The sequence below is a fragment of the Amycolatopsis sp. NPDC005232 genome (genome assembly GCF_040607795.1).
Taxonomy (GTDB): Bacteria; Actinomycetota; Actinomycetes; order Mycobacteriales; family Pseudonocardiaceae; genus Amycolatopsis.
In genome coordinates, this window is the sequence record NZ_JBEXHL010000041.1 from 51,960 (window position 1) to 74,650 (window position 22,691).

General features: G+C 70.3%; 25 protein-coding genes and 1 riboswitch. Of the genes, 24 read left to right on the forward strand and 1 reads right to left on the reverse strand.

Annotated elements, in window-relative coordinates; translation table 11 throughout:
* Nucleotides 1–64 precede the first annotated feature (64 nt).
* The 14 genes from rsmD (at nt 65) to ABZU76_RS44420 (ending at nt 10,035) form a co-directional block, all read left to right on the forward strand.
* On the forward strand, nt 65–631 hold the full coding sequence (gene rsmD / locus ABZU76_RS44355) for a 16S rRNA (guanine(966)-N(2))-methyltransferase RsmD (protein WP_354882230.1): 567 nt from the start codon (nt 65–67) through the stop codon (nt 629–631).
* Between the two features lie 52 nt (nt 632–683).
* A complete protein-coding gene (gene coaD / locus ABZU76_RS44360) occupies nt 684–1,166 on the forward strand; it encodes a pantetheine-phosphate adenylyltransferase (RefSeq protein WP_354882233.1) in 483 nt (160 codons plus the stop codon).
* Between the two features lie 195 nt (nt 1,167–1,361).
* Nucleotides 1,362–2,072, forward strand: coding sequence for a ribonuclease domain-containing protein (locus ABZU76_RS44365; RefSeq protein WP_354882235.1), 711 nt, complete (start codon nt 1,362–1,364; stop codon nt 2,070–2,072).
* A 171-nt stretch (nt 2,073–2,243) separates the two neighbouring features.
* The gene (locus ABZU76_RS44370) at nt 2,244–2,972 is read left to right on the forward strand and encodes a DivIVA domain-containing protein (RefSeq protein ID WP_220237669.1); all 729 of its coding nucleotides are present in this window, start codon (nt 2,244–2,246) and stop codon (nt 2,970–2,972) included.
* 68 nt (nt 2,973–3,040) lie between these two features.
* Nucleotides 3,041–3,658: a DUF177 domain-containing protein gene (locus tag ABZU76_RS44375; protein ID WP_354882239.1), complete on the forward strand. Its 618-nt coding sequence runs from the start codon at nt 3,041–3,043 to the stop codon at nt 3,656–3,658.
* Between the two features lie 75 nt (nt 3,659–3,733).
* On the forward strand, nt 3,734–3,916 hold the full coding sequence (gene rpmF, locus ABZU76_RS44380; RefSeq protein ID WP_354882242.1) for a 50S ribosomal protein L32: 183 nt from the start codon (nt 3,734–3,736) through the stop codon (nt 3,914–3,916).
* 14 nt (nt 3,917–3,930) lie between these two features.
* Nucleotides 3,931–4,686 (forward strand): ribonuclease III, encoded by a 756-nt coding sequence (rnc, locus tag ABZU76_RS44385; RefSeq protein ID WP_354882244.1) that lies wholly within the window; start codon nt 3,931–3,933, stop codon nt 4,684–4,686.
* Between the two features lie 47 nt (nt 4,687–4,733).
* Nucleotides 4,734–5,597, forward strand: a complete 864-nt coding sequence (gene mutM / locus ABZU76_RS44390; protein ID WP_354882247.1) for a bifunctional DNA-formamidopyrimidine glycosylase/DNA-(apurinic or apyrimidinic site) lyase — start codon at nt 4,734–4,736, stop codon at nt 5,595–5,597.
* 51 nt (nt 5,598–5,648) lie between these two features.
* A complete protein-coding gene (locus tag ABZU76_RS44395) occupies nt 5,649–6,080 on the forward strand; it encodes a helix-turn-helix domain-containing protein (protein WP_220237674.1) in 432 nt (143 codons plus the stop codon).
* A gap of 3 nt (nt 6,081–6,083) precedes the next feature.
* The gene (locus tag ABZU76_RS44400) at nt 6,084–6,626 is read left to right on the forward strand and encodes a hypothetical protein (RefSeq protein ID WP_354882250.1); all 543 of its coding nucleotides are present in this window, start codon (nt 6,084–6,086) and stop codon (nt 6,624–6,626) included.
* Complete coding sequence (locus ABZU76_RS44405; protein WP_354882253.1) at nt 6,623–7,819, forward strand: MAB_1171c family putative transporter; 1,197 nt, start codon at nt 6,623–6,625, stop codon at nt 7,817–7,819. The genes ABZU76_RS44400 and ABZU76_RS44405 overlap by 4 nt, the downstream gene beginning before the upstream one ends.
* A gap of 102 nt (nt 7,820–7,921) precedes the next feature.
* On the forward strand, nt 7,922–8,245 hold the full coding sequence (locus ABZU76_RS44410; protein WP_220237677.1) for a PadR family transcriptional regulator: 324 nt from the start codon (nt 7,922–7,924) through the stop codon (nt 8,243–8,245).
* On the forward strand, nt 8,242–9,510 hold the full coding sequence (locus ABZU76_RS44415; RefSeq protein ID WP_354882256.1) for a hypothetical protein: 1,269 nt from the start codon (nt 8,242–8,244) through the stop codon (nt 9,508–9,510). The genes ABZU76_RS44410 and ABZU76_RS44415 overlap by 4 nt, the downstream gene beginning before the upstream one ends.
* A gap of 102 nt (nt 9,511–9,612) precedes the next feature.
* Entirely contained in the window at nt 9,613–10,035 is a 423-nt protein-coding gene (locus tag ABZU76_RS44420) for an Imm1 family immunity protein (protein ID WP_354882259.1), read from the forward strand.
* Between the two features lie 85 nt (nt 10,036–10,120).
* On the opposite strand, the gene ABZU76_RS44425 is transcribed toward ABZU76_RS44420, so the two are convergent.
* Entirely contained in the window at nt 10,121–10,642 is a 522-nt protein-coding gene (locus tag ABZU76_RS44425; protein ID WP_354882262.1) for a general stress protein, read from the reverse strand.
* A gap of 213 nt (nt 10,643–10,855) precedes the next feature.
* On the opposite strand from ABZU76_RS44425, the gene ABZU76_RS44430 reads away from it, so the two are divergent.
* The 10 genes from ABZU76_RS44430 to lipA all read left to right on the forward strand — a co-directional run bounded on the left by ABZU76_RS44430 (nt 10,856) and on the right by lipA (nt 22,688).
* Nucleotides 10,856–12,223 carry a glutamine synthetase family protein gene (locus ABZU76_RS44430; protein WP_354882265.1) on the forward strand — a complete coding sequence of 456 codons (1,368 nt, stop codon included), beginning with the start codon at nt 10,856–10,858 and terminating at the stop codon, nt 12,221–12,223.
* Nucleotides 12,204–12,965, forward strand: a complete 762-nt coding sequence (locus ABZU76_RS44435; protein ID WP_354882268.1) for a gamma-glutamyl-gamma-aminobutyrate hydrolase family protein — start codon at nt 12,204–12,206, stop codon at nt 12,963–12,965. Before ABZU76_RS44430 ends, ABZU76_RS44435 begins: the two co-directional genes overlap by 20 nt.
* Before the next feature lie 5 nt (nt 12,966–12,970).
* Complete coding sequence (locus tag ABZU76_RS44440) at nt 12,971–14,329, forward strand: aldehyde dehydrogenase family protein (protein WP_354882314.1); 1,359 nt, start codon at nt 12,971–12,973, stop codon at nt 14,327–14,329.
* Nucleotides 14,330–14,334: 5 nt separating this feature from the next.
* On the forward strand, nt 14,335–15,102 hold the full coding sequence (locus tag ABZU76_RS44445) for a 3-oxoacyl-ACP reductase (RefSeq protein ID WP_354882271.1): 768 nt from the start codon (nt 14,335–14,337) through the stop codon (nt 15,100–15,102).
* Nucleotides 15,103–15,251: 149 nt separating this feature from the next.
* On the forward strand, nt 15,252–15,713 hold the full coding sequence (locus ABZU76_RS44450) for a hypothetical protein (protein ID WP_354882274.1): 462 nt from the start codon (nt 15,252–15,254) through the stop codon (nt 15,711–15,713).
* A gap of 76 nt (nt 15,714–15,789) precedes the next feature.
* Nucleotides 15,790–15,883: riboswitch (glycine riboswitch) on the forward strand.
* A 78-nt stretch (nt 15,884–15,961) separates the two neighbouring features.
* Nucleotides 15,962–18,853 carry an aminomethyl-transferring glycine dehydrogenase gene (gene gcvP / locus ABZU76_RS44455; RefSeq protein WP_354882277.1) on the forward strand — a complete coding sequence of 964 codons (2,892 nt, stop codon included), beginning with the start codon at nt 15,962–15,964 and terminating at the stop codon, nt 18,851–18,853.
* A gap of 5 nt (nt 18,854–18,858) precedes the next feature.
* Nucleotides 18,859–19,965, forward strand: a complete 1,107-nt coding sequence (gene gcvT / locus ABZU76_RS44460; protein ID WP_354882280.1) for a glycine cleavage system aminomethyltransferase GcvT — start codon at nt 18,859–18,861, stop codon at nt 19,963–19,965.
* A 69-nt stretch (nt 19,966–20,034) separates the two neighbouring features.
* Nucleotides 20,035–20,412: a glycine cleavage system protein GcvH gene (gene gcvH / locus ABZU76_RS44465; RefSeq protein WP_354882283.1), complete on the forward strand. Its 378-nt coding sequence runs from the start codon at nt 20,035–20,037 to the stop codon at nt 20,410–20,412.
* Nucleotides 20,413–21,687, forward strand: coding sequence for a serine hydroxymethyltransferase (glyA, locus tag ABZU76_RS44470; RefSeq protein ID WP_354882286.1), 1,275 nt, complete (start codon nt 20,413–20,415; stop codon nt 21,685–21,687).
* Nucleotides 21,684–22,688 carry a lipoyl synthase gene (gene lipA, locus ABZU76_RS44475; protein ID WP_354882289.1) on the forward strand — a complete coding sequence of 335 codons (1,005 nt, stop codon included), beginning with the start codon at nt 21,684–21,686 and terminating at the stop codon, nt 22,686–22,688. Before glyA ends, lipA begins: the two co-directional genes overlap by 4 nt.
* Nucleotides 22,689–22,691 lie beyond the last annotated feature (3 nt).

The following is a 22,691-nucleotide window of genomic DNA, read 5'->3' on the forward strand; positions in this document are numbered from 1 at the left end:
GCGCGCGCGTGATTCAGCAAGTCCTGCCCAACGCCACACCGCGACGTTCGGCGAAGATGGCGGGGTGACGAGGATCGTGGCGGGGAAGGCGGGCGGGCGGCGGCTCAAGGTGCCGCCCAAGGGGACCCGCCCGACGTCCGAACGCGTGCGCGAAGCCCTGTTCAACGCGCTCGAAGTGGCCGGTGAGCTCGACGGCACCCGCGTGCTCGACCTCTACGCCGGCTCCGGCGCCCTCGGCCTCGAAGCCCTCTCCCGCGGCGCCGCCGAGGCCTGGTTCGTGGAGGCCGACCGCCGCGCGGCCGACGTGCTGCGTGGCAACGTCGGCGCCCTGGGCCTGGGCGGCACGGTCCGCGCCGCCCCCGTGGAGGCCGTGGTCGCCGCGCCCGCGCCCGCCCGGTTCGACGTGGTGCTGGCCGATCCGCCGTACGCCGTGGACGCCGCGGCGCTCGGCTCCGTGCTGGCCGCGCTCGACGAAGGCGGCTGGCTCGCCGACGGCGCCCTGGTGGTGATCGAACGCGCCGCTCGCGACGGCGCGCCCGACTGGCCCGGCGCCTACACGCCCACGCGCGACAAGAAGTACGGCGACACCGCCCTGCACTGGGCCGAGTACACGTGTCGATCACAGGTGTGACGCAGCAGTCACGAAGTGCGCGCGCAGCGTCGCGGCTTGGTAGCGTCCGCGCATGCGGCGTGCGGTCTGTCCCGGTTCCTACGATCCGGCCACCAACGGACACCTCGACATCATCGAGCGGGCCTCCGTCCTGTTCGACGAGGTAGTGGTGGCGGTGGGGGTGAACAAGAGCAAGAAGGGCCTCTTCACCGTCGAGGAACGGCTGGAGATGCTGCGCGAGATCACCGCGGGCCTCCCCAACGTGCGCGTGGACTCGTGGCAGGGCCTGCTCGTGGACTACTGCCGCGAGAACGACATCGCGGCCGTCGCCAAGGGCCTGCGCTCGGTCAGCGACTTCGACTACGAGCTGCAGATGGCCCAGATGAACCGTGAGCTCACCGGCCTCGAGACGCTGCTTATGGCTAACAACCCGGCCTACGGCTTCGTCTCCAGCTCGCTGGTGAAGGAGGTCGCGGCGCTCGGCGGCGACGTTGAGCGGCTCGTGCCGCCGGTGGTGTTCGAACGGCTCCGCAAGGTGTTCCCGCATCAGGGCTGAGCTCGGTCCCGAACGAAAAACGCTCGTTCGCGAACATGATCCGGTTCGTACCCGAACAAGATCCGAGCGGTTTCGCACGTTCATCCGGCGCATTCGCCCGAACGGGTTGCGACCATCGTCGGGACTTCGGGGAACGCTCGAAGCTGTTCACTTGACGGCAGCCTCGCGACCATCCGATCGGGTTACGGTCCGAAAATGGCCAACCACCGTTCGCGTTTAGCGACCGTCCTGTTCGCGCTGCTGGTCGGATTCCTCGGGCTGGGCACCGCCGCGGTCGCGGCGCCCGCTGCCCCGGCGGCGCCGGCGTCCGTGCTGCAGAACTCCTGCGGCAACCTGTCGGGCTTCTCGCACACATCGCTGTCCTCGCTCCCCGCGGAGGCGACGACGACCTACAACCTGATCCAGAAGGGCGGGCCCTTCCCGTACCCGAAGAACGACGGCGTCGTCTTCGACAACCGTGAGGGCATCCTGCCGTCCTGCGCTTCGAGCTACTACCACGAGTACACCGTGCCCACGCCCGGTGCGAGCAACCGCGGCACGCGCCGGATCATCACCGGCCAGGGCGGCGAGTACTTCTACACCGGCGACCACTACGAGACCTTCAAGGTCATCGACGTCAACGGTGGCGGCGGCGACACCGGCTCCTGCGGCAACCTCTCGGGCCTGGCGAAGATCGGCTACTCCACTCTGTCCTCGGCCGCGAAGTCGGTCGTGAACCAGGTGCGCAGCGGCGCGACCGGCCAGACCTACGAGAACCGCGAGGGCGTGCTGCCGGCCTGCGCCGCGGGCTACTACCAGCTGTTCCCGGTGGGCACCAACGACCGCGTGATCAAGGGCAAGGGCGGCGAGCTGGCCTATACGCCGGACCGCTACTCCACGTTCAAGGCGATCGACCTCAACTCCTGAAATCCCTGACCGGCCTGCGTGCCGCCCCACCCGCGCCGGGTGGGGCGGCACGCTGCGTCATGAGTCGTTCGCAAGAGGACACGCCCAGTCCGGCGCGCGTTCACCGCTTCAGGCCGGCAAGCGGGCAGACTGATCGGTAGCGAACGGGGATTACTGCTTGAGGGAGTGGCCGTGTACCGGGTTTTCGAGGCACTCGACGAGCTTGTCACGATCGTCGAAGAGGCCCGCGGGGTGCCCATGACGTCCAGCTGCGTCGTGCCGCGCGGTGACGTCCTCGAGCTGCTCGACGACGTCCGCGACGCGCTGCCCGGCGAGGTCGACGACGCCCAGGACGTGCTCGACAAGCGCGACGACCTGCTGCACGCCGCCCGCAAGGAAGCCGGCGAGACGGTGGCCGGCGCCAACGAAGAGGCCGAGCGCACGGTGTCCGACGCCGCGTCGGAGGCCGAGCGGATCCTCGCCGACGCGCGCGCCCGCGCCGAGCAGATGATGGGCGACGCCCACAACGAGGCCGAGCGCATGGTCGCCGCGGGGCAGGCCGAGTACCAGAACCTCACCGACCGCTCCCGCGCCGAGTCCGAGCGCATGATCCAGGCCGGCCGCGACGCCTACGAGCGCGCCATCGAGGACGCCCGCGCCGAGCAGACGCGGCTCGTCTCGCAGACCGAGGTGGTCCAGGCCGCGCATGCCGAGTCGGCCCGCATCGTCGACGAGGCCCACGCCGAGGCCGACCGCCAGCGCGCCGACTGCGACGCGTACGTGGACGGCAAGCTCGCCGAGTTCTCGGAGCTGCTCGCGACCACGCTGCGCACCGTCGACTCGGGCCGCAACCACCTGCGTTCCCCGGTGAACCTGGGCGGCAGCGGCGGCCGTCCGACGCTGTACGACTACCAGGTCTGACCCCCTGCGGGAGTGACGCTCGGCACCAGCGCGAAACCACTGGCGCACCCTGCGTACCCTGGTATCCGATGTCAGAGAACCCTGCCCAGAACACCCGCCCCGCGCAGCTCGACGACAAGAGCCCGTGGGTGGTCGACACCCGTGAGCTCGGCCGGCGCGCCGGCCTGAGTCGCGACGTGCGCCGGAGTGTGCCGCTCGAGGCCGCCCTCGGTGTGCCCGACGTCATCTCGCTCGAGGCCGGCTCCGTCCTCGAGCTCGACCTGCTCCTCGAATCCGTGGTCGAGGGTGTGCTGGTCAGCGGTACGGCAAGCGCCACCGCCACCGGCACGTGCTCGCGCTGCCTCGACCCCCTCACCGAGGAGATCGAGGTCGACCTCACCGAGCTGTTCGCCTACCCCGGCACGGCCACGGAAGAGACCACCGACGAGGACGAGATCCCGCGGCTGATCGACGACCGGATCGACCTCGAACCGATCGTCCGCGACGCCGTGGTCCTGGCGCTTCCCCTCGTGCCGCTGTGCGAGGAGGACTGCGCCGGGCTGTGCACCGAATGCGGCGTCAAGTGGGCCGATCTCGAGCCCGGACACGGGCATGAGAAGATAGACCCTCGGTGGGCCGCGCTGGTCGAGCGATTCGACGAGAACGCGGGCGAAAAGCCTGCGCACGGCTCCGGAGAGCAAGCCTGACGAGCGTCCAGCTCGATCCGGGAGAAGTCAGTTCGGCTCGTGAACGCGGGCAGACAGTCTGAAGGAGATCTACTCGTGGCCGTCCCGAAGCGGAAGATGTCGCGATCCAACACGCGCGCGCGCCGCAGCCAGTGGAAGGCGGCTCCGGTTCAGCTGGTGCCCTGCTCCAACCGCGCCTGCCGCCAGCCGAAGCTCCGGCACATCGCGTGCCCGACGTGCGGCCAGCACAACGGCCGCCAGGTCGTCGAGCCCGCCTGATCGGGCAGCCGACCATGGGGGGTAAGTCCGCCGGGGGACCCGCGGCCGATCCCATCACACTGCTCGAGGCGCTCGGGGTCGAATTCGACCCCGAGCTCCTTCGGCTTTCGCTGACCCACCGCTCGTACGCGTACGAGAACGGTGGGCTCCCGCCCAACGAGCGGCTGGAGTTCCTCGGCGACGCGGTGCTCGGCCTGGTCGTCACGGACCACCTGTACACCACGCACCCGGACCTGCCGGAAGGCCAGCTCGCGAAGCTGCGCGCCAGCGTCGTCAACATGCACGCGCTGGCGGGTGTCGCCCGCGGGCTGGGTGAGGGCGGACTCGGGGCGCACCTGTTGCTGGGCAAGGGCGAAGAGCTCACCGGCGGCCGGGACAAGGCGAGCATCCTCGCCGACGGTCTCGAAGCCGTGATCGGTGCCACCTACCTGGCCCACGGCATCGAGGTCGCGCGCAAGCTCGTGCACCACCTCTTCGACGGCCTGCTGGCCGAGGCGCCCCTGCGCGGGGCCGGTCTCGACTGGAAGACCAGCCTGCAGGAGCTGACCGCCTCCTCCGGTCTCGGCGTGCCCGAGTACCGCGTGGAGGACACCGGTCCGGACCACCGCAAGGAGTTCACCGCCACGGTGCTCGTCGCGGGTCGTCCGCTGGGAGACGGTTCCGGCACCACGAAGAAGGAAGCCGAGCAGAAGGCCGCCGAAACGGCGTGGCGCGCCCTCTCCGAAGAGCTGGGCCACGGCTCCGACGGTTCGGCCAAGTCCGAAGGCTGACGCCCGCCGGCCCGGAACTGTCGTACCGCACGGGCAGAATGGACGCCATGCCCGAACTTCCCGAGGTCGAGGTCGTGCGCGCCGGCCTCGCGGCCCACGTGGCCGGTCGCACCGTCAGCAAGGTCGAGGTCCTGCACCCGCGCGCGATTCGCAGGCACGCCCTCGGCGCCGAAGACTTCACCGGCCGTCTGGCCGGTGTCGTGGTCGAGGCTGCGCGCCGGCGGGGCAAGTACCTGTGGCTCGAGCTGTCCCACGGTGAGGCCGTGCTCGCGCATCTCGGCATGAGCGGCCAGATGCTGGTGCAGCCCGAGGGCACGCCCGACGAGAAGCACCTGCGCGTGCGCGTCCGCTTCGACGACGACGGTCCGGAGCTGCGGTTCGTGGACCAGCGCACGTTCGGCGGCCTCGCGCTCGACGATCTCGCCGACGTCGAGGGCGACCTGCTGCCCGCCACCATCGCCCACATCGCGCGCGACCCGATGGACGCGCGGTTCGACCCGGCGGCTGCGGTGAAGGCGTTGCGTTCGCGGCGCACCGAGGTCAAACGCGCACTGCTGGACCAGACCCTCGTCTCCGGCGTCGGCAACATCTACGCCGACGAAGCCTTGTGGCGCACCAAGTTGCACGGCACCCGGCCCACCGACAAGCTCACCAGCGCCCAGGGGAGCGCGCTGCTGGCCGCCGCCGGCGAGGTGATGAACGCCGCGCTCGCCGTGGGCGGCACGTCCTTCGATGCCTTGTACGTCAACGTGAACGGGCAATCCGGGTACTTTTCCCGTTCCCTCGACGCGTACGGCCAGGAGGGACTACCGTGCCGCCGGTGCGGAACGGCGATCCGGCGGGAACCGTTCATGAACCGCTCGTCCTACTCCTGCCCGAAGTGCCAGCCGCGGCCCCGCAGCTCGCGTTGATGCGCCTGTCGGGGCGATCAACTAGGATGAACGCGGCGGAAGAGGAGCAGCATGACGGAGCCGGACAGATCGTCGCTGGCCGACAAGATCGACCAGCTGTTCCACGTCGTGCGCCGGCCCGACCGCGAGCAGTACAGCCACGAGGAAGTCGCCCGCGCGTGCCGTGAGGCGACGGGGGAGAGCTTCTCCACCACGTACCTCTGGCAGCTGCGCACCGGGCGTCGCGACAACCCCACGAAGCGTCATCTCGAGGCGCTCGCGCAGTTTTTCGGCGTTCCTCCGGCATACTTCTTCGACGACGAGCAGAGCGTGAAGATCGCGGAAGAGCTGGCGTTGCTCGGCGCCTTGCGCGACGCCGGTGTCCGCGATGTGGCGCTGCGGGCCATCACGCTCTCGCCCGACGGGCTCGACACGATCAGCGACATGATCGACGCGATCGCCCGGAGGGAGGCCGCGCGAAGCGGCGTGAAGAAGGAGGACTGAGCGGTGGCGGACCGGCAGCGCGAGCTCTGGCGACGGTGCCGTCGCCTGGCCGAGGCGCCGGCGCTGCCCGAGCCCTTCGACGCCGCCGAGTTCGTGGCGGGCATCGCCGCCGGTCGCGGCCGGCCCATCGAGCTGATGCCGGTGAACGCGCCGTCCGGCGGGCCGTGCGGCCTGCTGATGAGCACCGCGCGCGCCGACTACATCCTCTATCCCACCAACACCACGGCCTTGCACCGGCGCCACATCCTGCTGCACGAGGTGGGCCACCTGCTGTGCGGGCACGTCGGGTCCGACGCCGGCGCTGAAGGCGCGGCGATCGACATCGCCGTGAGCCGTGCGTTGATGCCGAACCTTTCGCCCGAGCTGGTCCGCCGCGTGCTGGGGCGGACCACGTACTCGGCGGTGGAGGAGCAGGAAGCCGAGCTGGTGGCGTCGTTGCTCGCCCAGCGCGTGGCGAAGGTGCAGGCGCCGCGGCCGGAACCGGACAGCGGCATGGCCCGCATGGACGACATGTTCGGCGGCCGCCCGCGCCGCCGGAATCCGTGATCGAGACGCTGGCGTACCTGGCCTGCGTGCTCGGGTTCGCCGGCTTCGGCGTGAAGCTGCTCGAGGCCGGGCGCGACCAGCCGGCGCGCACGCTGTGGTTCCTCGCTGGCTTCGGCATCTGCATCGCGCTCGGCATCACCGACGGCATGCCGGCGATGGACGAGCTGGCCGGCCACCACCGCTGGTACGCCGAGTACGCGCCGCTCGCCGGCGACCTCGCCAAGTTCGGCGCGATCGGGTTCACGGTCGCGTTCACGCGCTCGATGCGCTTCGGCGCCGACGCGCGCCTGGGCTGGCACGCGGTGCTGTCGTGGTTCGTGATCGCGGTGGAGATCGTGCTGTTCACCGTTGCGGGCCCGGACCGCTGGGGCGACGAGACGGTCGTCGCCGCTGAGGGGCGACCGTTCCTGATCGCGTACGAGCTGGTGTTCGTCGTGTACGGCGTGCTCAGCCTGACGCTCGTCGCCGTGTTCTTCGCGCGCTTCGCCACGCGCGCCCGCGCGGGTTCGCTTCGCACCGGGCTGTGGCTGATCTTCGCCGGAGTGGTGGCGGCGGTGGCGTGGACGTTGTGGGATCTCGACGACGTGGCCGCGCTCATCTCGGATGGCCGCGTCGGGGCGACGGAGGACCTGCCGGCCGCGGTGCTGGGGGCCACGTGTGTAGTGCTCGCGGTGGCGGGGTCGACGTTGTCGGTGTGGGGGCCGTCGCTCGCCACGCCGTTCCGCTGGGTGCGTGCGTACCGCGGCTACCGCCGGATCGAGCCACTGTGGACGGTGCTGCGCGACGCCGTGCCGGGCATCGCCCTGGATCCGGCGAGCGGGCTCGGGCGCGGTGCGGAGTTCGCGCTCTACCGGCGCGTGATCGAGATCCGCGACGGGCACCTCGCGCTGCGGCCGTACTTCGACCCGGACCTGCCCGCGCGCGTGGTGGACCGCGCCCTGCGCGACGGCGTGCCGACGCGCCGGGTGGCCGCGACCGTCGAAGCCGCCACGCTCGCGGCGGCCCTCGTCGCGCGCGAAGCGGACCACCGGTTCCAGCCCGACGATGCCGACGCGCCCGTGAGCCGGGCCGTGGCCGCCGACGTGAGTGCCGAGGCCGCGTGGCTCATAGAGGTGACGCGCGCGTGGCGGCGCTCGGCTCTGGTGGCCGACGTGCGGCGCGAAACCCGGCGTGAGCTGGGCGTTCCAGTCTGATCTTCACCTCTGCGCGCGGATGGTTTCCGCCGAATGGCCGTCCGCCGTGCGCACTACTGCGCAATGCGTGGTACCGTTCCAAGCGCAAGACTGGAGGGTGCCGTGGAGATCAGTCAGCTGCTCAAGGGAGTGCTGGACCTGGCGGTGCTGGCCGTGCTTCGCGAAGACGACGGGTACGGCTACGACGTGCTCCGAAGACTTCGTGTGGCCGGCCTGGAGGAAGTGGGAGACGCTTCCGTTTACGGCACGTTGCGCCGGCTGTACAAGGCCGGGTTGCTGACGTCGTACGTCGTGCCGAGCGAAGAGGGCCCGCACCGCAAGTACTACAGCCTGAACGAGCCGGGGAGAGCGCGGCTGCAGGAGTCGGGGAAGACGTGGGCGAGTTTCGCGTCGACGATGAACGGGTTACTGGGAGAGGCAGCATGAGTACGGAGAAGCCCACCGCGGTGCGCGTGTACCTGGCGAGGGTCCGCACCGCGCTCGGCGATCTGCCCGCGGGGGAGATCGAGGAGATCCTGGAGGACGTCCGGCCGCACCTGGCCGAGATGGAAACCGAGCTGGGGGCCGACGCGCGCGTCGAGCAGCTCATCGAACGGCTCGGCTCGCCGGAGAGCTACGCGGCCGAGCTGCGGGCGTCCGGGGGCTATCCGCCGGCGCCCGCGGGTGCCGAGGCGGCCACGGCCGTGCTGGCTCCGGCGAAGGCCCCGAGCCTGTTCGCAGCGAGATTTGCCTTGTGGGGCTTGGTGTTCTGCGCCGCGGGGCTCGCGTTGTTCGCTTTCGCGGCGGCGGTGAGCCTAGACCCGGACAGGTTGCTGGGTCTGCTGCTCCTGGCGCCGGTGTTCGCGTTGAGCCTGATTTTCCTGTTCCACCGCGGGGTTTCGGCCGTGCTGGAGCTGCCCGAGGTCGTGCGGACGCGGGAGTCGGTGCAGTCGTGGCGCTCGAACCGTGAGGGCGACAAGGCCGTGGCGTACCTGCGTTCGCTGAAGCCCGCGTGGTGGGTGGTGTGCGCGGTGGCCCTGATCGGGTTCGGCTTGCTGCTCATGGTGCGGCACTCGTATGCGGTTCTGCTGCTGCCGTTCCTCATCGCGGCCGCAGCGGCGGCGATCTGGGCCGGGCCGAAGACCGGCGGCGACCGGCGGCTGCTGTGGATCGCGGTGCCGGTGTCGGCGTTCGTGATCGGCGGCGCGTTCGGCGGCTTCGGCGCGGCGATCGACCTGATCACCCACCGCACGTACTACCCGGACACGACGTCGTACTCGTCGCCGTCCACGGACACCTACGGCAACCAGCAGCTGCGGTACGGCAACGAGGACGTCGACAACGTCTACGCCTTCGACGCCTCCGGCAAGCCGCTCACGGACGTCTACCTCTACGACGACCAGGGCCGGCCGCTGACCGTCACCCGCTATGGCTGCGAGCAGGACACCGGCACCCGCTCGAAGGTCGGCGAGGACAACCGCTTCCCGCGCCCGCAGCTCGTCCAGGGCGTCCAGGACGCCAACGGCAACCGCGACGGCTACAACGGCTACCTCGGGTATTGCCACGAGCAGACGGGCGTGCCGTTTGCCGCGGCGATCCCGAAGCCGGTGACTTCGGCGCCGAGTGCTCCTTCCAGTGCGCCTGCCAAGCCGACGTCGTCGGCCCCGGCGAAGACGACTTCGCCGGCCAGTCCTGCTCCGCCGACGAGGTAGAGCGCGCGAGGGGCCGGGGGAGCAGAGGTCGGGGCTGCTCCCCCGGTTCCGTCTTGTGAGTGACGTGCGCTCGAGAGCCGCGTCGAAGCCGAGCGTCGCGAGTTGCCGCCGCCCGTAACTCGCGGCAGGGGTCAGAAGCCCCACGGCAGGTGGATCTCGCCGGGTGGGGGCGAGGCCGCCGAGCTGATCAGTGGATCGGATGAGCTGACGGCACGGGCCAACGAGCTGCTCACGGAGTTGTGTGTCGTGGCGGAACAGTCCCGCCGCGACGACGACGGCTGGGCGATTCTCCAGCTGGGTGTGCATGGCGATCGGGGATTCGTCGCGCACGCCGATCCGTCGGGTGGTGTCGTGACCTGGGACGGCAACCCAGCCGGTGCGAGGTTGGCCTACGACTACATGACGCACGAGCGCGAAATTCAGGACAACGTGGAGGTGCCCTTGCCAGTGGTCAGGCAGGCGGCGCGGGATTTCTTGCGGAGCGGAGGCATGCGTCCGGATGGGGTGACGTGGCAGGAGGTCTGACCGGACCCGGCCGCACAGCACGTGGGCAAAAAAGAACTCGGGCGCCCGGGTTCGAGACCCAGGCGCCCGAGCTTCGGGAGCTACGTCAGTGGCCGAAGGCCGAGCGGGCGGCGAGGTCCGCGAGGAGGGCGCGGCCCTTTTCGGCGTTGCGGGGCTGCGACAGGACGTCGTAGCGCTGGGCGACGAGCTGGCTTTGCGAGACGAAGCCGCGCTTGTTGCGGTTGGCCGCGTAGCCCAGGGCGCCGAACAGCAGGTTGAAGGCGACGCCCGCGACGAGGCCGATGACGATGGACAACAGGCCCGCGGCGGGGTTGAGCAGGCTGAGCACCAGGCCGAGGAACAGGCCGAACACCGCGCCCGACATGGCGGCGCTGCTGAGCATCTTGCCCCAGCTCATGCGGCCCGCGATGCGCTCGACGAGCATCGGCTGGATGCCGACGATGGTGACGTCGCTGATCGGGAAGTCGGTGCCCGCGAGGTGGTCGACCGCCTTCTGTGCCTGCTCGTAGGACTCGTAGGAGCCGATCGGCCAGCCTGTGGGCATGGTCGGGAGCTGTGGCCGCGCCTGCTGCCGGCTGATCGTGGACTGCGTGAATGCTTCTGTCATCCCTCTCACCTCTCTTGTCCCGTCCAACGCCCGAGACGGCGCGTTTGGTCCCACACCCCCACGATTCACAGATTCTTCTCAGCCGGGCAAGCCGGACATACGAGGCTCTTACGCAATGGAATCCAACAGTACCTTTGGCCGGATTGACCCCGCGAGCACCGGCCGGTAGGAAGAACCCGCAAAGGATCCCATCCAAACCTTTGGGGCGGTGCCATGGCTGGCAGGCGAGGGTTGCTCACGCTCGACGCGCTCCGTGAGCAGGTGGCGGCCGGAACGATCGACACGGTGCTGGTCGCGATCACCGACATGCAGGGCCGGCTCCAGGGCAAACGCTGCTCGGCCGAGTACTTCCTGGAAGAGGTCGTGGGCCACGCTACGGAGGCGTGCAACTACCTGCTGGCCGTCGACGTCGACATGAACACCGTGGACGGCTACGCGATCTCCTCGTGGGATGCGGGCTACGGCGACTTCGTGCTGCGCCCCGACTTCACCACCCTTCGCCTCGTCCCATGGCAGGAGGGCACGGCGCTGGTGCTCGCCGACGTAGAGCGCGTCGACGGCGGCGGGCCCGTCGCGGTGTCGCCGCGGCAGGTGCTCAGGCGGCAGCTGGAGCGGCTGGCCGACAAGAAGCTGCAGGCGTTCGTCGGCACGGAACTCGAGTTCATCGTGTTCGACGACAGCTACGAAGCCGCGTGGGACAAGCGCTACCAGGGCATCAAGCCGTCGAACCAGTACAACGTGGACTACTCGATGCTCGGCACCGCGCGCGTCGAGCCGCTGCTGCGCCGCATCCGCAACGAGATGGCGGGCGCCGGCCTGTACCCCGAGTCGGCCAAGGGCGAGTGCAACCCCGGGCAGCAGGAGATCGCGTTCCGCTACGCCGAGGCGCTCACCACGTGCGACAACCACAGCGTTTACAAGAACGGCGCCAAGGAGATCGCCGCGCAGGAGGGCAAGAGCCTCACGTTCATGGCGAAGTACAACGAACGCGAGGGCAACTCCTGCCACATCCACCTCAGCCTGCGCGGCACGGACGGGTCAGCGGTCCTTCCCGGCGACGGCGACCACGGCTTCTCGAAGGCCATGGAGCACTTCCTCGCCGGCCAGCTGGCCGCGCTGCGCGAGCTGACCTACTTCTTCGCGCCGAACATCAACTCCTACAAACGGTTCGTGCGCGGCAGTTTCGCGCCGACGGCCGTCGCGTGGGGCACCGACAACCGCACGTGCGCGCTGCGCGTGGTCGGCCACGGTGATTCGCTGCGCGTGGAGAACCGCGTGCCGGGCGGCGACGTGAACCCGTACCTCGCCGTCGCCGCGCTGATCGCCGCCGGCCTGCACGGCATCGAGAACGAGCTGCCGCTGGAGCCGGAGTTCACGGGCAACGCCTACGGCTCCGACAAGCCGACCGTGCCGACCACTTTGGGTGAAGCCGCGGACGTGCTGGCGGGCAGCCGCATCGCGCGCGAGGCCTTCGGCGACGATGTGGTGGACCACTACCTCAACGCCGCCCGCGTGGAGCGGGAGGCGTTCGAGAAGGCCGTGACCGATTGGGAGCTCATCCGTGGCTTCGAACGTCTCTGAGCACGCCGCCCGAAAACCCGTCATCGGGCTGACCACCTACGTCGAGCAGGCCAAGTTCCTCGCGTGGGACACGGAAGCCACGCTGCTGCACCGGGTTTACGCCGACTGCGTGGTGGCCGCCGGTGGGATCCCGGTGCTGCTGCCGCCGTTGACGGACGCGTACGCGAGCCTCGTCGACCGCGTGGACGGGCTCGTGCTCACCGGTGGCGCGGACGTCGAGCCGGAAAAGTACGGCGCCGAGCCACACCCGGCCACCTATACGCGCCCGGACCGCGACGCCTTCGAGTTCGGCCTGTTCGAGGCGGCCCGCGAGGCGCGCAAGCCAGTGCTCGGCGTGTGCCGCGGCCTGCAGGTGATCAGCGTCGCCCTCGGCGGCACGCTCAGCCAGCACCTGCCCGAGTCCCTCGGCGACACCGCGCACCAGCCGGCGCCCGCGACGTTCGGCACCAGCAGCATCACCCTCGTCGGCGGCACTCGCGCCGCTGCGTTGCTCGGGCCCGAGACGAAGGGCCACTGCTACCACCACCAGGCCATCGACCGGCTCGGCGACGGCCTCGTCGCGTCCGGGCACGCCGCCGACGGCACCGTCGAGGCCGCGGAGCTGCCCGGTGACGAGTTCCTGCTCGGCGTGCAGTGGCACCCCGAGCAGGACACCGGCGACGTCCGCCTGTTCCGGGCCTTGGCCGAAGCAGCCGAAGCAGCCGCCCAAGCCGCAGCCCGAGCAGCAGAGGAGCGCAAGTGACGAGGATGTTCGACGTGATCAACCCCGCCACCGAACAGGTGGTGCGGTCGGTCGCGCTCACGAGCGCCGAGGAGACCGACGCGGCGATCGCCCGCGCGCACGCCGCGTTCGGCGCCTGGCGAGCCGTCGCCCCCGGCGATCGTGCGCGGCTGCTGCGCCGCTTCGCCGACGCTGTCGAGGCCGACCTCGAGAACCTCGCGCGCCTCGAAGTGACCAACTCCGGCCACACCATCGGCAACGCGCGGTGGGAAGCGGGCAACGTCCGCGACGTCCTGAACTACTACTCCGCGGCCCCGGAACGCCTGATCGGGCAACAGATCCCGGTGCCCGGCGGGGTGAACGTGACCTTCCACGAGCCGCTCGGCGTGGTCGGCGTGATCGTGCCCTGGAACTTCCCGATGCCCATCGCGGGTTGGGGCTTCGCGCCTGCGCTCGCGGCCGGCAATACCGTGGTGCTCAAGCCCGCGGAGCTCACGCCGCTCACCGCGATCCGCCTCGGCGAGCTCGCCCGCGAGGCCGGCATCCCCGAGGACGTGTTCCAGGTCCTGCCGGGCAAGGGTTCGGTGGTGGGGCAGCGGTTCGTGGACCACGCGCTGGTCCGCAAGGTCGTCTTCACCGGCTCCACCGAGGTCGGCAAGCAGATCATGGCCGGCTGCGCGGCGCAGGTGAAGCGCGTGACGCTGGAGCTGGGCGGCAAGAACGCCAACGTCGTGTTCGCCGATGCCGACCTGGAGAAGGCCGCCGCGACGGCGCCGTACGGCGTGTTCGACAACGCCGGCCAGGACTGCTGCGCGCGCTCGCTGATCCTCGTGCAGCGCAGCGTCCACGAGCGGTTCATGGAACTGCTGGAGCCCGCGGTGCAGGGCGTGGTCGTCGGCGATCCCGGCGACGACGGCACGGAGATGGGCCCGCTGATCTCCGCGGCGCACCACGCGAAGGTGTCGTCGTACGTCACTGACGCGACACCTGTTGCGTTTCGCGGTAGCGCGCCCGAAGGGCCCGGTTACTGGTTCGCGCCCACCGTCGTCACGCCGGCAAGCCTCGCCGACCCGCTGGCCGCCGACGAGATCTTCGGCCCGGTCGTGGCCGTCGTGCCGTTCGACGACGAGGCCGACGCCATCCGCATGGCCAACCACACCGACTACGGCCTGTCCGGGTCGATCTGGACGCGCGACGTCGGGCGGGCCTTCCGCGTCGCGCGCGGGGTGGAGTCGGGGAACCTTTCGGTGAACTCGCACTCGTCGGTGCGGTACTGGACGCCGTTCGGCGGGTTCAAGCAGTCGGGCCTCGGCCGTGAGCTGGGACCCGACGCGCCGACGGCCTTCACCGAGACGAAGAACGTTTTCCTGAGCACGGAGGAATGAGAGAGATGGTGCAGCGTTTCGAGGGCCGCGTCGCCGTGATCACGGGCGGGGCCAGCGGCATCGGCCTCGCGTCGGCGCGCCGGCTGGCGAGCGAGGGCGCGAAGGTCGTGATCGGCGACCTCACGCCCGAGCAGGGCAAGGCGGCGGCCGACGAGGTCGGGGGACTGTTCGTACAGGCCGACGTGACCGATCCCGAGCAGGTGGAGGCCTTGTTCCAGACGGCCGTGGACCAGTTCGGCGCGGTCGACGTCGCGTTCAACAACGCCGGCATTTCGCCTCCTGAAGACGACTCGATCCTCACCACCGGCTTCGAGGCATGGGAACGCGTGCAGCGCGTCAACCTGACCTCGGTGTACCTGTGCTGCAAGGCCGCGCTGCCGCACATGCGGCGCCAGGGCAAGGGTTCGATCATCAACACGGCGTCGTTCGTGGCCGTGATGGGTGCGGCGACCTCGCAGATCTCCTACACCGCGTCGAAGGGCGGGGTGCTCGCGATGAGCCGCGAGCTGGGCGTGCAGTTCGCGCGGGAGAACATCCGCGTCAACGCGCTGTGCCCGGGACCGGTGAACACGCCGCTGCTGAAGGAGCTCTTCGCGAAGGACCCGGAACGCGCCGCGCGGCGGCTGGTGCACGTGCCCGTCGGCCGGTTCGCCGAGCCGGAGGAGATCGCGGCCGCGGTGGCCTTCCTGGCCAGCGACGACGCCAGCTTCATCACGGCGTCGCAGTTCCTCGTGGACGGTGGCATTTCGGGCGCGTACGTCACTCCGCTTTAGACAGAGCCTTTAGACAGAGCTTTCGGACAGACGTCACCGGGACGGGTTGATCTTCCGCCTGTTCCGGTGGCGACGCCCCCTGTCCGGTTTCGCGGTGGGTAGACCGGAACCGTGGCGACCGGCCCGGTCGCCCGGTCCGGGAGGGTGCCATGCCGATCCGCGAAGCGTCTCCGATGCTGCAGGAGATCGCCGACCTCTGCGAACTGTGCCGGGTGCGGTGCGAACGGGCGTTCGCGCGGCGAGCCGAACAAGCCGACCCTGGCAGCGAGCCGGCCACGATGGGACCGGTCATGCTCGCTGCGGCGTCGATGTCGCGCCTGTGCGCCGACACGCTCGACCGCTGCTCCGGCATGGCCGCCGACGTCGCGATGGTGCGTATGTCCGTGAAGGCGATGTGCGGCGAGGCCGCGCGACTGCTGTCGCTGTGCGCCCAGTCCTGCCTCGGGACCGACGACGAGGAGCTGCGCGACCTCGCCGTACTGCTCACGCGCTGTGCCGACCTGTGCGCGTTGCTGGCAGGACCGCCGAAGATCACGAAGGTCCCCGTGACGCTCCGCGCGCAGACCCGTCACCTGCGCACCTTCAGCCGCGGCTCGGCGGGTGTGGCGTGAACCGTCCGAGGTAGACTGGCGTACAAAGCGGCAGGTACCGTGGCCGCCAGCACACAAACGTGAATACCGGGCCGTTCGAGCAGGAGCGGGAGAGCCCCCATGAGACCGGTGGGGCACCGAAGGAGCAAACTCCCCGGAATCTCTCAGGTACCCACTACCGCTTCGCGCGAGGCCACTCTGGAAAGCAGGCGCACCCGCGCCTCACCCAAGGTGAAAGCCGCGCTGTGCGGTGAAACTCTCAGGTGCCCATGACAGAGGGGGAGTTCCCAGCGCACCACTGTGCCCGGTGCCCGGCAAGAGGAGCTCCCATCACCTCCACACCGTTCGACGTCCGCCACATCGGCCCCGCTGAGGCCGAGCGGGCCAAGATGCTCGCCGAATGCGGTTACGGAAGCCTGGACGCCCTCGTGGAGTCGGCCGTCCCGTCCGCCATCCGCGCCACCCGTGACCTGGACCTTCCCGCCGCGGCGTCCGAAGAGGAAGCCACCGCGGAGCTGCGCGCGCTCGCGGCGCTCAACCGCCCGATGACGCAGATGATCGGCCTCGGCTACTCCGACACCGTCACGCCGGGCGTGATCCGTCGCAACGTGCTCGAGAACCCCGCGTGGTACACCGCCTACACGCCGTACCAGCCGGAGATCTCCCAGGGCCGGCTCGAAGCGCTGCTGAACTTCCAGACGATGGTCGCCGACCTCACGGGCCTGACCACCGCCAACGCGTCGATGCTCGACGAGTCGACCGCCGTCGCCGAGGCCATGACGCTGATGCGGCGCTCGTCGACGTCGAAGTCCAATGTGATCGTCCTCGACGCCGAATGCCTGCCGCAGACGATCGCGGTCGTGCGCACGCGCGCCGCCGCGCTCGGCATCGACGTGCAGGTGCGCGACCTGCTCACCGGGCTTCCGGAAGAGTTCTTCGGCGTCGTCGTGCAGTACCCGGGCGCTTCGGGCGCGCTGCGCGGCCGCGGCTTCTACCACGCCATTTCCGAGGCTGCTAAGGCCGCGGGCGCCCTGTACACAGTGGCCGCCGACCTGCTCGCGCTCACGCTGATCACCTCGCCGGGCGAGTTCGGCGCCGACGTCGCCGCGGGTTCGACGCAGCGCTTCGGCGTGCCGCTGGGCTATGGCGGCCCGCACGCGGGCTACCTGGCCGTGCGCGCCGGGCTCGAGCGTTCGCTGCCGGGCCGGCTGGTGGGCGTGTCAGTGGACGCCGACGGCAACATGGCGTACCGGCTCGCGCTGCAGACGCGGGAGCAGCACATCCGCCGCGAGAAGGCGACATCGAACATCTGCACCGCGCAGGTGCTGCCGGCCGTGCTGGCCGCGATGTACGGCGTGTACCACGGCCCGGACGGCCTGAAGGCCATCGCGACCCGCGTGCACGAGCTGGCGGCGGGCTTCGCCGCGGCCCTGCGCGCCGGTGGCGTGGAGATCGTGCACGAATCGTTCTTCGACACGGTCGTCGCGCACGTTCCGGGCCGCGCCGCCGAGGTCCACGCGGCCGCGCGCGAGGCGGGCATCAACCTCGGGCACGTCGATGCCGACCACGTGCGCGTGGCCTGCGACGAGGTCACCCGGCCGGACATCCTCGCGCAGGTGCTGCGCGCGTTCGGTGTGGACGCCGAAGGGGCCACCGCCACCGCGCTGCCGAGCGGCATCGTGCGCGAAAGTGGCTTTATGGCCCACGAGGTGTTCAGCACGCACCGCTCCGAGACGTCGATGCTGCGCTACCTGCGCAAGCTCGCCGACCTGGACTACGCGCTCGACCGCGGCATGATCCCGCTGGGCTCTTGCACGATGAAGCTCAACGCCACCACCGAGATGGAGCCGATCAGCTGGCGCGAGTTCGCGGGCATCCACCCGTTCGCACCGGCCGAGGACGCCGAGGGCTACCACCGGCTCGTGGCGCAGCTGTCGGGCTGGCTCGCCGAGGTGACCGGCTACGACAAGGTTTCCCTGCAGCCCAACGCCGGCAGCCAGGGTGAGCTCGCGGGCCTGCTCGCCATCCGCGGCTACCACCACGCCAACGGCCAGCCGGAGCGCGAGGTCTGCCTGATCCCGTCGTCCGCGCACGGCACCAACGCGGCTTCGGCGGTGCTCGCGGGCATGCGCGTGGTCGTGGTGAAGTGCACCGACGAGGGCAACGTCGACCTCGAAGACCTGCAGGCCAAGGTGGACGCGAACCGCGAGACGCTCGCGGCGATCATGGTCACCTACCCGTCCACCCACGGCGTGTACGAGCACGGCATCGAGCGGCTCGCGAAGATCGTGCACGACGGCGGTGGCCAGGTGTACGTGGACGGCGCGAACCTCAACGCGTTGCTGGGCCTGGCGAAGCCGGGCGAGTTCGGCGGCGACGTGTCGCACCTGAACCTGCACAAGACGTTCTGCATCCCCCACGGCGGCGGCGGCCCCGGCGTCGGCCCGGTCGCGGTGCGCGCGCACCTCGCGCCGTACCTGCCGAACCACCCGCTGCTCGACGCCGCGGGCCCGGCCACCGGTGTCGGCCCGATCAGCGGCGCGCCCTACGGCTCGGCGTCGATCCTGCCGATCTCGTGGGCGTACGTGCGCATGATGGGCGCGCCCGGCCTCACGGCGGCCACGAAGGTCGCGGTGCTCGCCGCCAACTACGTCGCCGCCCGCCTGTCGCCGCACTACCCGGTGCTCTACACCGGGCAGGACGGCCTGGTCGCGCACGAGTGCATCCTCGACCTGCGCGGCATCACCAAGGACACCGGCGTGACCGTCGACGACGTCGCGAAGCGGCTCATCGACTACGGCTTCCACGCGCCGACGATGTCGTTCCCGGTCGCGGGCACGCTCATGGTGGAGCCGACCGAGAGCGAGGACCTCGGCGAGATCGACCGCTTCTGCGCCGCGATGATCGCCATCCGCCACGAGATCGACCAGGTCGCGGCCGGCCGCTGGACCGCCGAGACGAGCCCGCTGCGCGCCGCCCCGCACACGGCGGAGACGCTGGTGGGCGAGTGGACCGCCGACTACGACCGTGAGCTGGCGGTGTACCCGTCGGGTGTGTCGCGCAAGAACAAGTACTGGCCGCCGGTGCGCCGGATCGACGGGGCGCGCGGTGACCGCAACCTCGTCTGCTCCTGCCCGCCCCTCAACGCGTACGAAGGCTGAGACTCGTGCCTGAATCAAACGCAGCCCGAGAGACCTCCCTGCACGCCGTCCACAAGGGACTGGGTGCGCTGTTCACCGACTTCGCGGGCTGGTCGATGCCGGTTCGCTACGCCAGTGAGCTGGCCGAGCACAAGGCCGTGCGCGAGGCGGCCGGGCTGTTCGACCTGTCGCACATGGCCGAGATCCACGTCCGCGGCGCGCAGGCCGCCGACGTGCTCGACTACGCGCTGGTCGGTTATCTCACCGGCGTGAAGCCGGGCCGCGCCCGCTACACGATGATCTGCGACGCCGACGGCGGCGTGCTCGACGACCTGGTCGTCTACCGGCTCGCCGACGAGGAGTACCTGGTCGTGGCCAACGCCGGCAACGCCGACGTGGTCGCCGAAGCGCTGGCCGAGCGCGTGGCCGGGTTCGACGCCGTGGTGGAGAACCGGTCCGCGGACACGGCCTTGATCGCCGTGCAGGGCCCGCGCGCGGTCGACGTGCTGGCCGCGGTGACCGACGCCGACCTGGGCGCGCTGAAGTACTACGCGAGCGTGCCCGCCGTGGTGAAGGGGCACGACGTGCTCCTGGCCCGCACCGGTTACACGGGTGAAGACGGGTTCGAGCTGTACGTGCCGGCAGCCGAGGCGCCGGCGTTATGGCGGGCGCTGACCGACGCCGGTGAGGCGTTCGGGCTGGTGCCGTGCGGGCTGGCGTGCCGCGACACGCTACGGCTCGAAGCCGGGATGCCGCTGTACGGCAACGAGCTCTCGCGTGAGCTGAACCCGTTCGCCGCCGGCCTGGGCCGCGTGGTGAAGTTCGAGAAGCCGGGTGACTTCGTGGGCCGGGCCGCGCTGGAGGAACTGGCGAAGGCGGACGTTCCGCGCGTGCGGGTCGGGCTGAGGGCCACCGGTCGCCGGGCGCCGCGGCACGGTTACGCCGTGCTTTCCGGCGACGCTTCGGTGGGCGAAGTGACCAGTGGTGCGCTTTCGCCGACGCTGGGTTACCCGATCGCGATGGCGTACGTCGATCGGGCGTACGCCGAGCCTGGTACGAAGCTTTCCGTCGACATCAGGGGCAGGATCGAGCCCGTCGAGGTCGTCGCCCTGCCCTTCTACTCCCGAGCCTGAGAGCCCGGCCTCCGCCCCACCGCCACCCTCAACGGAGCGGCTGCGCCGCACTGAAAGGATTCCAGCACCGTGAGCATCCCTCAGAACCTGTCCTACACCAAGGAACACGAGTGGCTGTCCGTCGTGGACGGCGTCGCGACCGTGGGCATCACCGCCTTCGCCGCCGAGTCGCTGGGCGACATCGTGTTCGTGCAGCTGCCCGCCGTGGGCGCCACGGTGACCGCGGGCGAGGTGTTCGGCGAGGTCGAGTCGACGAAGTCCGTGAGCGAGCTGTACTCGCCGGTGAGCGGCGAGGTCGTCGAGGTGAACGAGACCACATCGGACACCCCCGAGATCGTGAACTCCGACCCCTACACCGAAGGATGGCTCCTGAAGGTGCGGCTCACGGGCGACGTCCCGGAGCTGCTCGACGCGACCGCGTACGCCGCGCTCACCCAGGAGAACTGAATGACGACGTTCGACGCCCACCTGTCCGATGTGGACCCGGAGGTCGCCGCGGCCGTGGCGGCTGAGCTCGACCGCCAGCAGTCGACGCTGGAGATGATCGCGTCGGAGAACTTCGCGCCCGTGGGTGTGCTCGAGGCGCAGGGTTCGGTGCTGACCAACAAGTACGCGGAGGGCTACCCCGGCCGTCGCTACTACGGTGGCTGCGAGTACGTCGACGTGGTCGAGCAGCTGGCGATCGACCGGGCGAAGGCGCTGTTCGGTGCCGAGCACGCGAACGTGCAGCCGCACTCGGGAGCGCAGGCCAACGCGGCGGCGATGTTCGCCGTGCTGAAGCCGGGCGACACGATCCTCGGCCTCGACCTGGCGCACGGCGGCCACCTGACGCACGGGATGAAGATCAACTTCTCGGGCAAGCTCTACAACGTCGTGGCCTACCACGTCGACAAAGAGACCGGGATCGTCGACATTGCCGAGATCGAGCGGCTGGCCGTGGAGCACAAGCCGAAGCTGATCATCGCGGGCTGGTCGGCCTACCCGCGCCAGCTCGACTTCGCGGAGTTCCGCCGGATTGCGGACCTGGTCGACGCTCGCCTGATGGTGGACATGGCGCACTTCGCGGGCCTGGTGGCCGCGGGGCTGCACCCTTCGCCGGTGCCGCACGCGGACATCGTCACCACGACCACGCACAAGACCCTCGGCGGCCCGCGCGGCGGCCTGATCATGTGCCGTGAGGAGCTGGCGAAGAAGATCAACTCGGCGGTGTTCCCCGGTCAGCAGGGCGGGCCGCTGGAACACGTGATCGCGGCCAAGGCCGTGGCGCTGAAGATCGCGGCGAGCGACGAGTTCCGCGAGCGGCAGGAGCGCACCCTCGAGGGTTCGCGGATCCTGGCCGACCGGCTGTCGCGTTCCGACTGTGCCGAGGCGGGTGTGCGCGTGCTCACCGGTGGCACCGACGTGCACCTGGTGCTCGTGGACCTCGTCCAGTCTGCTTTGGACGGTCAGCAGGCCGAGGACCGGCTGCACTCCGTGGGGATCACGGTGAACCGCAACGCGGTGCCGTTCGACCCCCGGCCGCCGATGATCACCTCCGGCCTGCGCATCGGTACGCCGGCGCTGGCCACGCGCGGGTTCGGCGCGGAGGACTTCGCCGAGGTCGCCGACGTGATCGCCGAGGCGCTGAAGCCGGACTTCGACGACTCCGTGGCGCAGACGCTGCGCGGGCGCGTGGAGCTGCTGGCGAAGAAGCACCCGCTGTACTCGGACCTGTCGCGATGAGCGCGCAGCCCGAGGGGCGCAAGCTGCTGCGGCTGGAGGTCCGCAACAGCGAGACGCCCATTGAGAAGAAGCCGTCGTGGATCCGGACGAAGGTGCGGATGGGGCCGGAGTTCACCGAGCTGAAGGGCTTGGTGCGCCGGGAGGGCCTGCACACCGTCTGCGAGGAAGCGGGCTGTCCCAACATCTACGAGTGCTGGGAAGACCGTGAGGCGACGTTCCTGATCGGCGGGGACCAGTGCACCCGCCGCTGCGACTTCTGCCAGATCGACACCGGGAAACCGTCCGCCCTCGACCGCACCGAGCCGCGCAAGGTCGCGGAATCCGTGCAGGCCATGGGTTTGCGGTACTCGACCGTCACGGGCGTCGTGCGCGACGATCTGGATGACGGCGGGGCCTGGCTGTACGCGGAGACCGTCCGGCAGATCCACGAGCTCAACCCGGGCACCGGTGTCGAGCTGCTGATCCCGGACTTCAACGCCGACCCCGAGCAGCTGGCCGAGGTCTTCGGCTCGCGGCCGGAGGTTTTGGCGCACAACGTGGAGACGGTGCCGCGCATCTTCAAGCGCATCCGTCCCGGGTTCCGCTACGCGCGTTCGCTGGAGGTCATCACGAAGGCCCGTGAGGCCGGGCTGGTGACGAAGTCGAACCTGATCCTCGGCATGGGCGAGACGCCCGACGAGGTCGGGGCCGCGATGCGCGACCTGTACGAGGCGGGCTGCGAAATCCTCACGATCACGCAGTACCTGCGCCCGTCGCCGCGGCACCACCCCGTGGACCGCTGGGTGAAGCCGGAGGAGTTCGTGGAGCACTCCCAGACGGCCGAGGCGCTCGGTTTCAGCGGCGTGATGGCGGGACCGCTCGTGCGCTCGTCGTACCGCGCGGGCCGGCTCTACGCGCAGACCAAGGCCCACCGCGGTGAGGAGCTGCCGGAGAACCTGGCGCACCTCGCGGCCGAAGGCCCCGCAGCGCAAGAGGCCAGCTCGCTGCTGGCCAGACACTAGAGG